The organism is Kitasatospora xanthocidica, assembly GCF_014656195.1.
Classification (GTDB): Bacteria; Actinomycetota; Actinomycetes; order Streptomycetales; family Streptomycetaceae; genus Kitasatospora; species Kitasatospora xanthocidica.
Window position 1 is genome coordinate 455,976 of sequence record NZ_BNBY01000004.1, and the last position, 12,760, is coordinate 468,735.

Below are 12,760 nucleotides of genomic sequence, written 5' to 3' on the forward strand. Positions count from 1 at the left end.
GACCGGGCCGCCACCGCCACCGCCACCGCCACCGCCACCGAGGAGAGTGCCATGCCCCAGCAGATCGCCGTCGTCACCGGAGCGGGGAGCGGCGTCGGCCGGGCCGTCGCGGTCGAGCTGGCCGCGGCCGGCTGGCTCCCCGTGCTGGCCGGCCGCCGGGCCGAGCCGCTGCGGGAGACCGCCCGGCTCTGCGCCGCCCCGGCCGACGTGCTGCCGACCGACGTCACCGACCCTGCCGCCGTGGACGCCCTGTTCGCCGCGACCGCCGAGCGGCACGGCCGGGTGGACCTGCTGTTCAACAACGCCGGCAGCTTCGGCCCGGCCGTCCCGGTGGAGGAGCTGGAGGTCGAGGCCTGGCGGGCCGTGGTCGACCTCAACCTGACCGGCGCCTTCCTCTGCGCCCGGGCGGCGTTCCGGCAGATGAAGGCCCAGGACCCGCGGGGCGGCCGGATCATCAACAACGGGTCGATCTCGGCGCACGTCCCGCGCCCGCACTCGATCGCCTACACCGCGACCAAGCACGCGGTCACCGGTCTGACCAAGTCGCTCTCCCTGGACGGCCGCCCGTACCGGATCGCCTGCGGGCAGATCGACATCGGCAACGCGGCGACCGACATGACGGCGGCGATGGGCGCGGGCGTCCGGCAGGCGGACGGCCGGATCGCCCCCGAGCCGACCATGGACGTGGCCGACGTCGCCCGCACCGTGCGGCACATGGCCGCGCTGCCGCTGGAGGCGAATGTGCAGTTCGCCACGGTCATGGCGACGGCCATGCCGTACATCGGGCGCGGCTGAGACCCCTCCCCGAGGCCACTCCCCGAGGCCACTCCCCGAGGCCCCGGCTCACGACGGGGGAACCCCGTCAGGCGAGGCTGACGGGGTTCCCGGGACCGGCGGCCGGGGGCGTCCGGAACCGCGGCGGCGGGCTACGGCCGCCAGGCGTCGTTCAGGGTGACCGTCCCCGAGGAGGGCGCGGTCGCCGTCCGGTTGGCTCCGGACTCCCAGGTCACCGCGCCGCTCGCGTCCTTGCGGAGGTACTTGTACTGGAAGGCCGTACCGCCCGGCAGCGAGAGCGACAGCGACCAGACCGGGTAGCCGGCCGAGGAGAGCGGCAGCGCCTTGGCCGGGTCCCAGCCGCCGAGCGCCGAGACGTCGCCGACCACGTAGATGTTCTGGCCGGGCGTGGTGGTCGCGTTCACGTTGAACGAGGCGCCGGTGGCCGTCGCCACCCCGCCCTGGACGTACAGCGCGACCGCGTCGCCCGCGCCGACCGTCGCGGTGAACTGCCCGTTGCCGTTGACCTGGTAGGTCGGGCCGGTGCAGCCGCCGCCCGGCTGCGGGTCGCCGTGCTGGACGTCGCAGTAGGTGCCGGCCGGCAGCCCGGTCTGGAAGGTCTGGGTGATCGCGCCGCTCTCGTGGTTGATCGCGACGTAGCCCTTGTTGCCGCGGCCGAAGGCGATCGCGTTGTTGCCGTTGGACCACCAGTTGGTCACCCCGGTGCCGGCGACGGCGTTGCGGAAGCCGACCATGTTGGCGACCTGACGCCAGGCGTGGACGCAGTTCCAGCCGTCCTGGTAGCAGGCGTTGACGGTGCCGCCGTTCGGCGGGCCGTCGTCCTTGTTGGTGAAGGCGTAGCCGGAGTAGACGTTGGGCGAGCCGTACGGCGAGGCCAGCAGGAAGACGTTGGCCAGCGTGTAGGTGTTGCCGTAGGTGTAGTTGAGGGTGGAGCCGTTGCGCTCGGTGTCCCAGTTGTCGATGAAGCTCCGCGCCTGGTTGCCCGGCAGGTAGCCCCAGGAGGCGCCCCAGCCGTTGAGGTTGGCGAGCTTGTCGGCGGTGAACATCCGCTTGAGGTCGGTGCCGACCCGGAACTCGTCGACGTCGCCGGTGCCGGTGTACTCGGTGGGCTGGATCGGCTCGCCGGCGCCGTAGATGACCTCCTGCGCCCAGTAGGCCTTGGGGTTGGCCGTCCTGGCCTTGATCGCGGCGAGGTCGGCGGCGGCGATGTGCTTGGCGGCGTCGATCCGGTAGCCGTCCACGCCGAGTGAGCCGAGGTCGTCGAGGTAGTGCGCGATGGTGGTCTGGACGTACGCGCTGCCGGTGTCCAGGTCGGAGAGGTTGACCAGTTCGCAGTTCTGGACGTTGCCGCGGTCCTGGTAGTTGCTGATCGCCTGGCGGCAGGAGTGGAAGTCCTGGTCCTGGTAGGTGCCGGGGTAGCCGTACTTGGTGTACGCGGTGCCGCCGGTGCCGGTGCCGGAGCCGGCCGACATGTGGTTGACCACCGCGTCGGCGATCACCTTGACGCCGGCCGCGTGGCAGGTGTCGACCATGTTCTTGAACGAGGTGCGGTCGCCGAGCCGACCGGCGATCCGGTAGCTGACCGGCTGGTAGGAGGTCCACCACTGCGGGCCCTGGATGTGCTCCTGCGGCGGCGAGACCTCGACGAAGCCGTAGCCCTTCGGGCCGAGCGTCGAGGTGCAGGCCTGGGCGACGGAGTCGAAGCGCCACTCGAAGAGGGTGGCGGTGACGTCCTTGCCGTTGTTCGCGGGCGGGGAGGCCTGGGCGGCGGGGGCGCCGAGGGTGGTGCCGAGCGAGAGCGCGAGCGCCGCCGAGGCGGCGAGGGCGCCGGCCGCGCGGGCGGGCCGTCGGGTGGGGGCGGTGGTGACCACGTCGTCTCCTGGGGGGTGGCTGGGGTGGGGCAGCCGAGGTGAAGCCTGCAGGAAGTTTCTGTAACTTGCCGGAAACTTGCAGCGCCGAACTTAGAGTCAGCGGGAGGCACCGTCAAGGTCTCGGGAAGATACGTTTCTGCATCGCCGGAATCCGCGCGCCGCCGCCCCTGGCTCCGCGCGCCGCGCCCCCTGGTTCCGCGCGCCACCACGCCGGAGTCCGCGCGCCGCCACCCCTGGCACGGGCGCACGACAAGGGCCCGGCAGCCGTAGCCACCGGGCCCCTCACCTGTCCTGGTTCACCGGTCCCTCACGGGGAGCCGGTCCGGGTTCAGCCGGTCTGGACGGCGGTGTCGTCGATCACGAAGCTGGTCTGCAGCGAGGAGTCCTCGACCGCGTTGAACTTCACGGTGACCGTCTGGCCCGCGTAGGCCGACAGGTCGAAGGTGCGCTGCTGGTAGCCGGCCGCGGCGTCCACGTTGGAGTAGGTCTTCAGCGCGGTGCCGTTGACCGACACGGTCAGCTTGTCGTAGGCGGTGCTGCCCGACTCGGCGGTGTCGACGTGCAGCCAGAAGCTCAGCGTCGCCTTGCAGCCCGCCGGGATGGTCACCGTCTGCGACAGCGTGTCGGTGTGGCTGGAGCCGTAGCCGTCCATCCACGCCTTCCACGAACCGCCGTGCGCGGCCTGGCTGGCGCTGTTGTCCACCACGCCGGAGGTCGAGGTCCACGGCGAGGCGGAACCGGTCTCGAAGCCCGCGTTGCCGAGCAGCTGCGCCGGGGTGCAGGAGCCGCCGCCACCGGTGGTCACGGTCCAGGTGAAGCTGGTCGAACCGGTCTTGCCGGCCGAGTCCTTGGCCGTCACGGTGACGTTGGAGGTGCCCGCCGCGGTCGGGGTGCCGGTGATCACGCCGGTGGAGGCGTTGATGGCCAGGCCGGCCGGCAGACCGGTGGCCGAGTAGGACAGCGGAGCGGTGCCGCCCGAGGCCTTGATGGACAGGTTGACCGCGGTGCCGACGGCGGTCGACTGGTTGCCCGGGCTGGTGACGGTGACGCCGCCCGGGTTGGGCAGCCCGCCGACGTTGACGGCGGCCCAGGCGGTGGCGACCGCGTTGTACTCGGCGCTGTTCGCGCCGTACAGGTCGGTGGCCGCGTCCAGGGTCGCGGTACGGGCCTTCGCGTAGTCGGTGGTGGAGGTCATGTGCGCGGTCAGCGCCTTGTACCAGACCTGCGCGGCCTTGTCCCGGCCGATGCCGGTGACGGTGATGTTGTTGACCGTCGGGCTGTTGTAGCTGACGCCGTTGATGACCTTGGCGCCGCTGCCCTCGGCCAGCAGGTAGAAGAAGTGGTTGGCGACACCGGACGAGTAGTGCACGTCCAGGTTGCCGACGCCCGAGTACCAGGAGTCGGCCGAGGTGCCGTCCTTGGAGGGCTTGTCCATGTAGCGCAGCGGCGTGCCGTTGCCGTTGATGTCGATCAGCTCGCCGACCAGGTAGTCCGGGTTGTCGGCGGGCAGGTTGGCGTAGAACTCGACCATGTTGCCGAAGATGTCCGAGGTGGCCTCGTTGAGGCCGCCGGACTCGCCCGAGTAGTTCAGGTTGGCGGTGGCCGAGGTGACGCCGTGGCTCATCTCGTGGCCCGCGACGTCCAGCTCGGTCAGCGGGTGGGTGTCGCCCGAGCCGTCGCCGTAGGTCATGCAGAAGCAGCCGTCGTCCCAGAACGCGTTGACGTAGCCGGTGTCGTAGTGGACCCGGCTCATGGCGCCGACGCCGTCGTTGCGGATGCCGTTGCGGCCGAAGGTGTTCTTGTAGAAGTCCCAGGTGGCGGCGGCGCCGAACTGGGCGTCCACGGCGGCCGACTCGCGGTTGCTGGCCTGGCCGTTGCCCCAGGTGTCCGAGGACTTGGAGAACAGCGTGCCGTTGCCGGTGGTGCCGTTCTTCATGTCGGTGGTGTTCTGGCCGCCGCGGCTGGCGTCCTTCAGCGAGAAGGTCGAGCCGCTCTGGGTGGTGGTCAGCGGCACGTTGCCGACGAAGACGCCGGTGCCGGAGCCGCGCTTGATGCCGTCGGCCTTGCTGAGCACGTCGCCGGTCTTGGCGTCGGTCACCACGTGCAGCTTGCTCGGGGTGCCGTCGGACTCGCGGCCGGCGACGACGGTCTCCCAGGCGAGCTTCGGGGTGCCGTCCGCGGCCCATACCACCAGGCGCGGGGCGGTGTCGACGGCGGAGCCCTCCTCGGCGGCCAGCGCGGCGGCCTGGGCCTTCGGCGCGGCCAGGGCCGGGGTGGTCTCGACGCCGGCGAGGTTGGCCTCGCTGGCCTTGGTCACGCTCTTGGTGGCACCGTTCGCGTCCTGGTGGACGATCAGGTCGCCGCCGAGGACCGGGAGTCCGGCGTAGGTGCGCTCGTAGCGCAGGTGGCGACTGCCGTTGGCGTCCTGGACGACGTCCTTGGTGACCAGCTTCTCCTGGCCGCTCAGGTTCAGGGCCTGGGCGATCGAGGAGGTCTGCTGGTTCGCCGAGGCGATCAGCGCGGCCCGGCTGGCCTGCTGGGTGGCGACGGCGGTCGGCGCGTCCGGCGTGGCCGCCTGGGCGATGACCGGTATGCCGGTGACCAGCAGCGCGGTGGAGGCGGCCAGGACGACCGCCGCCTTCCGGGCGTGAGCGTAACGGGACATGCGGACTCCTTTTCCGACCGACGCTGGTTCGCGCCGGTGGAGAGAAACCTGGGCCGCGGGGTTGCGGCGCAGTGGGGGCCCCCGCCGGGTGCGACGGAGGTGCGGTAGCGGGTTGCGGTGCACACAACCCGTTGCAGGGTCGGGACGCGCTGCACCTTGGCTCGAACAGCTGCACCGGGAGGTGGGGCCCCCACGTCTGCAGCCGGAGGAATCGTGGCAGCAAACCGGCCGCCAATGACAGATGCATGCCACTGATTGGCCGGTTCATTACCGAAACCGTATGCATGGCGGTCCGTCAGTTGTGTTACCCGGACACGAACTCGTGAACACGGTTTTCATGACCTGCACAAGGTTCGATCACTATCGGCGGTCACTGACCAGCAGTCGGAACCACCGTTCGTACCGCCGGGTAGCGCGCAGCGCCGAACGGGCGCGGCACGTCACAGTTCCGGCCGTGCCTGCGGTTGTTTCCGGCCATTGTGTGGCCGGAACGGAACCGGGCCCCGAACCGCCTCAACGGCGGCGCGGGGCCCGGTAATCAGCGGGGTGCACCGGTCAGTGCTGGACGAACACCGCCACGGTCCGGCCCGGCACGGTGAACGTGCCGGTCGCGGCGTCGAAGCCGGCCCCCTTCACCACCGGGTCCGCGCCGCCCGCCTGGACGGGGTGCAGCGCCTGGCCCGTCCCCCGCAGGGCCGCGACGGTCTGCGCCTGCGCGGTGGGCGTGGCGTTGAAGACCACCGTGACGCCCTTCTCCGCGCCCGCCAGCCCGGTGCCGTCCAGGTGCAGGGTGATCACCCCGGGCGTCTCACCGGCGGTGCCGGAGAGCGGGTACGACAGCCGCTGCTGGACGGCGGCCAGGGTGGGCAGCGCGAACAGCGGCGAGGACTGCTTGATCCGCAGGAACTCCTGGTACTGCGCCGAGGCCGCCCGGATGTCGGCCGCGCCGACGGCCAGCCTCGGATCGGCCAGCAGGGACTGCGCGGTGGGCCACATCGCCTTGTTGTCGGCCGCCGGCGGCAGCCCGCGGCCCCAGCCGTTGCCGGCCACGGCCCCCGTCAATGGATCGGGCCAGTGGATCGCGTTGAACCAGTCGCCCGAGTCGTAGGCGTTGGAGTCGAGCGACTTGGAGCGCAGCAGGTCGCTGCCGGCCTGGGCGAAGCCCGCGCCCTGGGTGAGCGCGGTGAGCGAGAGCCCGAGGGCCTGCATCCGGGCCCGGTCGGCGGCCGCGGTGCCGGTCGGCAGCTTGTACGCGAGGGCGTCGAAGAGGTCGGTGTTGTCGTGGGCGTCCACGTACTCCACCGCCTCGCCGGGCTCGGCCGCGTACCCGGTCGGGGCGCCGTTGTAGTCGACCTGGGCGCCGGTGACGGCCTTCCCGGAGCTGTCGGTGAAGGAGTACCCGGCCAGGTTGCCGGTCAGTCCCACCTTCAACTGGTCCATCTGGTGCAGCAGTCGGGCCTTCTGCTGGTCCGGGGTGCCGTTCGCGGCCGAGCCGTTCGGGTCCGTGAACAGGCCCGAGGCGAAGCCCTGCTGCGGCGCGGAGTCGAGCATGAAGTTGCCGCCGCGGGCGGCGTCCCGGAACCGGTCGTCGAAGGTCGCGATGCCGGTGCCGGCCATGTTGGCCTGGGTGGCCTGCTCGAACCGGGCGTTGTTCGCGACGACGCCGAAGTTCCAGCCCTCGCCGTACAGGAGGACGTTCTTCCCGTCCACGCCGTCCGAGTCCGGCGTCATCTTGCGCAGCGCGGCCCGCACGTCCAGCATGGTGGACTTCGGGTCAAGGCCCATCAGGTCGAAGCGGAAGCCGTCCACCTTGTACTCGCGGGCCCACAGGGTCACCGAGTCGACCACCAGCCGGTTCATCATGGCGTGCTCGGGCGCCGTGTCGGCGCAGCAGCTGTCCGTCGTGACCTTGCCGTCGGCGTCCAGCCGCTGGTAGTAGCCGGGCACCACCTTGTCCAGCACCGAGTGCTCGGCCTGGCCACTGGCCGCGGTGTGGTTGTAGACCACGTCGAGCACCACCCTCAGCCCGGCGGCGTGCATCGCCTGCACCATCTGCCGGAACTGCACCGTCCGGGCCGTGCCGGTCGGGTCGGTGGCGTAGGAGCCCTCCGGCACGTTGTAGTGCAGCGGGTCGTAGCCCCAGTTGTAGGCGTCGTCGGCGGCGACGGCCGCCACGCACTCCTGCTGCTTCGGGCCGTCCTTCGGCAGGGACTTCAGGTCGCAGGCGGGCAGCTTCTGGTCCGCCCGGTTCTCCCGGATGGTGGCGATGTCGAAGGTCGGCAGCAGGTGGATCGTGGTCACCCCGGCCGCCGCGAGCTCCTTCAGGTGCTTCATGCCGGCCGAGTTCGACTCGGTGAACGCCAGGTAGGTGCCGCGCTCGCCGGCCGGGACGGTCGGGTCCTCCACCGAGAAGTCCCGGACGTGCAGTTCCTGGATCTGCTCCCGCCCAAGCGGGACGGCCTGCGGGCGGGCGTGGTCGTCCCAGCCCGCGGGCTTCAGCTCCTTGGCGTCGAGGTTCGCGACCAGGCTGCGCCGGGAGTCGGTCGACAGCGCCACCGAGTACGGGTCGGTGACGGTGTCGACCACCACCTGCCGTACCGAGGGCGCCCAGACCTTCACCTGGTACAGGTAGTACTTGCCGTCCAACTCCCGCTTGTCACGGACGACTTCCCAGACGCCGGTCTCGTCGTCGAGCTTCAGCGGCAGGGTCCTCGGGGTGCCGCCGGTGGCGACGTCGAAGACCTGGACGGACACCTCCTGGGCGGTCGGCGCCCACAGCGAGAGCGCCACCTTGCCGTCGTAGTACGCCGGGCCGAAGTCGACCTTGCCGGTCCGCCCGGCGTAGAGGTCGTCCAGCGCGCCCGGGGTCTGCACCCCGGTCGCCGCCAGGACGGCGCCGCTGGGCAGGTGCTCGGTGAACAGCAGCTGGCCGCGGAGCGCGGCCGGGACGCGGGCGGTGTCCCGGGCGTCCACGGTGAAGGCCCGGTAGCCCGCCAGGTGCGGGTACTTCGCCTTCTGCGCGTCGGTCAGCCCGCCCTTGACGGGGGTGAGCCGCAGCCACCGGCCGGGCTTGCTCAGCACGCCCTTGTCGGCCGTGATGCCGCCCGCCGGGTCGTACACCAGCTGGGCGCTGGTGCCGCCGGCCAGGGCCTCGTCGCCGGCGCCGTAGTTCGCCGGGACGACGACGGTCCTCGCGTCGATCCACTGCGCCTTGGCGCTGCCGAGGTCCACCTGCGAGGAGGCGGCCGGGTTCTGCGGCAGCAGGTAGCCCTCGCGGCCGCCGAGGATCCACACCTCCCTGCCGTTGACCGCGAGGTCCAGCGACTGGTCGGCGGGCAGGTCCTTGTCGTTGCCCCGGTGCAGGATGTAGCTGAGGCTGGTCGCGCCGGGGGCCAGCGGCACCTCGAAGACGGCGCCGAAGGAGTCGCGGCGGGCCGGGGTCAGCGGCTTGCCCCAGTCGGTGGGGGTGGCGGCGCCGGTCCAGTCGTGCAGGCCCCAGCCGTCGTAGTCGCCGTCGGCCCGGTTGTAGTGGATGACGGCGGTGTTCGCCGGCGGCGTGCCGGCGGGGCCGGGGGCGGTGGTGCGCACCGCCGGGTCGCCCTGCTTCAGCCAGACCTCGCCGGTGCTGCCGACGTCGATGTGCCGGTCGGCGTCCACGTCCTTGACGCCGTTCTTCTCCACGATGAACCCGACGTCCGAGGCGCCCGGCTTGAGCTTCACGTAGGCGAAGGCGCCGTACGCGTCCCGCCCGGTGAAGGCGTGCCCGGCCGGCCACGGGGTGGTCTCGCCGTCGGCGAGGTCGCCCCAGGCGTAGAGGTTCCAGCCGTCGTAGTCGCCGTCCGGCCGGTTGTAGTGGACGACGGCGTACGGGCGGGCGCCGGCGGTGGGCACCGGCTTCGGCGCGGGGGTGCCGGTGGTGAAGCTCGCGGTGGCGGAGCGCAGGTGGCCGCCGGAGTCCTGGACGACGGCCTTGTACCGCACGACCGTGCCCGGGGCGACCGCGCCCAGGTCCTGGGTCACCGCGTACGTCCCGGTGTCGGCGGTGCCCAGCGTCTGCCAGGGCCCGTCGCCGATCTGGGCGGCGAAGCTCACCCGGTCGAAGCCGCCGCCGTCGACGGTGGCGCCCACCGTGACCAGCCCGGTGGAACCGTCCGCGGGCGGCCGCACCGAGAGCCGCGGCGCGGCGGCCGGGGCCGCGAGCCTGCCGCCCGCCTTGAGCACGAGGGAGGAGAGCGCCGGCACGGTGACGGTGACCTTGCGGTCCGCGCCGCTGGTGATCCGGCCGCCCGCCGCCGGGTAGACCGGGTCGAAGCCCATGCCGGCCGAGAAGGTGTCCAGGGTGACGGTCTTCGCCTCGGTGGCGTTGTTGACCGCCACCAGGTACTCGACCTGCTGCCCGGCGTCGATCCGGGAGAAGGCGTAGACGCCCGCGCCGTCGGCGGCGTACCGCTCGATCTGGGCGCCGTCGGCCAGCGCGGGGTTGTCGCGGCGCAGCTGGGCCAGCCCCGCGATGCCCCGGTAGAGCGCGCCGTCCTGCCCGTACCGGTCGGCCGGGCCGGGGGTGCCGCCGAGCACCCGGTCGGCGTTGTAGGAGGGGGTCTTCGAGGCGAACAGGTCCTGCCGGGCGTCCTTGTCGCCGCCCGCGCCGGTGAAGCCCTGCTCGTCGCCGTAGTAGACGACGGGCTGGCCGCGGGTGAGGAACTGCAGCTCACTCGCGAGCCGGTCCTTCTTCAGCAGGGTCGCCTCGTCGGCGCCCGGGTTGTCGGCGAGCAGGAAGGAGCCGAAGCGGCCCATGTCGTGGTTGCCGAGGAAGGTGGGCAGCTCGTACGCGTCGGTGTCGGCGCCGGTGTAGCGGTAGTCCTGGCCGTAGACATCGGCGAGGTTCTTCGCCGAGCCGCCCTGGGAGACGTACGAGCGGGCGGCGCCCTGGAACGGGAAGTCCAGGGTGGCCTGCAGTTTGCCCTTGGTGACGTAGGGCGAGGTGATCGCCGGGTCGCCGGAGTAGACCTCGCCGAACATGAAGAACTTCTTGTTGCCCTGCTTGGCGGCGAAGTCCTTGAGCGCGGGCGCCCACTGCTGCCAGAACGCCATGTCGACGTGCTTGACGGTGTCGATCCGGAAGCCGTCCACGCCGGCGTCCTTCACCCACTGCTGGTAGACCTTCTCGAAGCCCTTCACCACCCGGGGGTTCTGGGTGTCGAGGTCGTCCAGGCCGCTGAAGTCGCCCTCGGTGGCGGACTCGCCGACGAAGGTCGAGTCGCCCCGGTTGTGGTAGAGCGAGGGGTCGTTGAGCCAGGACGGGGTCTTGGCGGTGGCGTCGCCGGGGTTGCGGAAGACCGGGGTGTAGGGGAAGGAGTCCTTGGTGGTCCGCGGCCAGGGCGCTCCCGCGTCGGCGACGGCGGTCTCGTCCACCGGGTTCCCGTCCGCGTCGAGCGTCGGGTAGGCGCCGGCCGAGCGGTAGCCGTGCTGCTGCTCGGCGGCGTCGATGACGTCGGCGGTGTGGTTGGTGATGACGTCGAAGAAGACCTTGATCCCGCGGGCGTGCGCCTTGGCTATCAGCTCCTTGAGCTGGTCGTTGGTGCCGAAGTGCGGGTCGACCTGGGTGAAGTCGGTGATCCAGTAGCCGTGGTAGCCGGCCGAGGCGTCCGCCCCGCTGCCCTGCACCGGCTTGTTCTTGAAGATCGGGGCCATCCAGATGGCGGTGGTGCCGAGGTCCTGGATGTAGTCGAGCTTGCGGATCAGTCCGGCCAGGTCGCCGCCGTGGTAGAAGCCCTTGTCGGCGGGGTCGAAGCCGTTGTCCAGCCGTCCGCCGGTGATGCCGCCGGTGTCGTTGGCGGTGTCGCCGTCGGCGAAGCGGTCGGGCAGGACGAAGTAGAACTGCTCGCGGGTGAGGTCGTGCCGCCCGGCGGTGGCCGCGAGCGCGGCGTCCGAGGGCGGGGCCGGCGGGGCGGCGGCGAGGGCCGCGGGGGCGCCGCCGAGGGTGGCGGCGGTCAGTGCGGCGGCCAGCAGGACGGCCGTGCGGCCGGGCCTGCGGGGTGATCCGTTCACGGGGGATCTGCTCCGTCGGGGGCGGAGCGGGGCATCGGCCACTGAGGGCTCCCTTAGGGGAAGGGGCGATCGGGTTCCCAGGAAGCTAGCGGCCTGCAATATGTTTCAGCAAGATGCAGAAACCGTTTCGTGCCGGGAAAATCCAGGCCCCGGGCCGTCTCCGCCCACCCCGATTACTCCCTCGGAGCGACGGGCGTGACAATGGGAGCTATGTCCGTCCCACCGGTTTGCACCAGAACACAGAGCACCCCCTACCCCGGTGGGAGCCGGCCCCTAGCCCTCAAGGGGGACAACCGGTGAAGAATCCACTTCCAGAGGATGAGCAGACGGCTACGAGCGGTCTGGCAGACTTCTCGTCCATGGGGGAACCGACCGAGATCCAGCGAGGCGACGCCCGGCGCGCCGACGCGGCCCACGGTGGCGGTTCCGCGGCAGCCACGGCCCTCCCCGGCCGGCTGCCCGACGGAGCCACCCGTGCCGCCCAGTCCCGTACCGCGGCCCTGCGCAGTCGTTTCCGCGACCAGCGCCGTTCACCGGCCCGGCCGAGGATCTGGTTCGAGCTGGCCCTGATCGGGATCAGCTACTGGATCTACTCCATCGTCCGCAACGCGGTCCCGGAGCAGGAAGCGATAGCCCAGAAGCACGCGCGCTGGATCTGGGACCTGGAGCAGAACCTCGGCATCGCCGTCGAGCGCTCGGTCAACCACGCCGTGGACGGCGTCGGGTGGCTCATCACCGGGATGAACTACTACTACGCGACGCTGCACTTCATCATCACCATCGGTGTGCTGGTCTGGCTCTACCGCAGCCACCCCGGCCGCTACGTCGCGGCCCGCACCGTGCTGTTCGTCACCACCCTGATCGCCCTGGTCGGCTTCTACTCCTTCCCGCTGGCCCCGCCCCGGCTGATGACCGACGGCGGCTTCATCGACACCGTGCAGACCCACCACACCTGGGGCTCCTTCGCCTCCGGCCCCGCCGCGCACGTCTCCAACATGTACGCCGCGATGCCCTCGATGCACATCGGCTGGTCGATGTGGTGCGGCCTGGCGATCTTCTTCCTGGCCCGCCGGACGTGGGTCCGGGCGCTCGGCCTGCTGTACCCGGCCGCCACCCTGCTGGTCATCGTCTCCACCGCCAACCACTTCTGGATGGACGCGGTCGGCGGCGAGATCTGCCTCGCGGCGGGCTTCCTGGCCGCCCGCTGGCTGTACCACGAGTGGGTCTACAAGCTGCCGCGGGTGCCCGCCCGGGAGCAGGCCGAGGAGCCGGTCACCGTCCCGGAGCAGTGGAGCGAGCCGGCGGTCAGCAGCGCACGCCGCTAAGGCCTGTCTGATAATTGATCTCGTGGCAGGTCGAGGTGAGTTGACGGACGCGGCGT

The 12,760-nt window shown here is 71.5% G+C and carries 5 protein-coding genes; 2 read left to right on the forward strand and 3 right to left on the reverse strand.

Annotated elements, in window-relative coordinates; all coding sequences use genetic code 11:
- The first annotated feature begins 51 nt into the window (after positions 1 to 51).
- Positions 52 to 795, forward strand: coding sequence for an SDR family oxidoreductase (locus tag IE332_RS10395; RefSeq protein WP_189915446.1), 744 nt, complete (start codon positions 52 to 54; stop codon positions 793 to 795).
- A 131-nt stretch (positions 796 to 926) separates the two neighbouring features.
- Here the strand turns inward: IE332_RS10395 and IE332_RS10400 are convergent, their stop codons facing one another.
- The 3 genes from IE332_RS10400 to pulA all read right to left on the reverse strand — a co-directional run bounded on the left by IE332_RS10400 (position 927) and on the right by pulA (position 11,379).
- The gene (locus IE332_RS10400; protein ID WP_189915303.1) at positions 927 to 2,666 is read right to left on the reverse strand and encodes a carbohydrate-binding module family 20 domain-containing protein; all 1,740 of its coding nucleotides are present in this window, start codon (positions 2,664 to 2,666) and stop codon (positions 927 to 929) included.
- Between the two features lie 328 nt (positions 2,667 to 2,994).
- Complete coding sequence (locus IE332_RS10405) at positions 2,995 to 5,331, reverse strand: M4 family metallopeptidase (RefSeq protein WP_189915304.1); 2,337 nt, start codon at positions 5,329 to 5,331, stop codon at positions 2,995 to 2,997.
- Between the two features lie 555 nt (positions 5,332 to 5,886).
- Entirely contained in the window at positions 5,887 to 11,379 is a 5,493-nt protein-coding gene (pulA, locus tag IE332_RS10410) for a pullulanase-type alpha-1,6-glucosidase (RefSeq protein WP_229928489.1), read from the reverse strand.
- Positions 11,380 to 11,738: 359 nt separating this feature from the next.
- On the opposite strand from pulA, the gene IE332_RS10415 reads away from it, so the two are divergent.
- Positions 11,739 to 12,704, forward strand: a complete 966-nt coding sequence (locus tag IE332_RS10415; RefSeq protein ID WP_189915308.1) for a phosphatase PAP2 family protein — start codon at positions 11,739 to 11,741, stop codon at positions 12,702 to 12,704.
- Positions 12,705 to 12,760 lie beyond the last annotated feature (56 nt).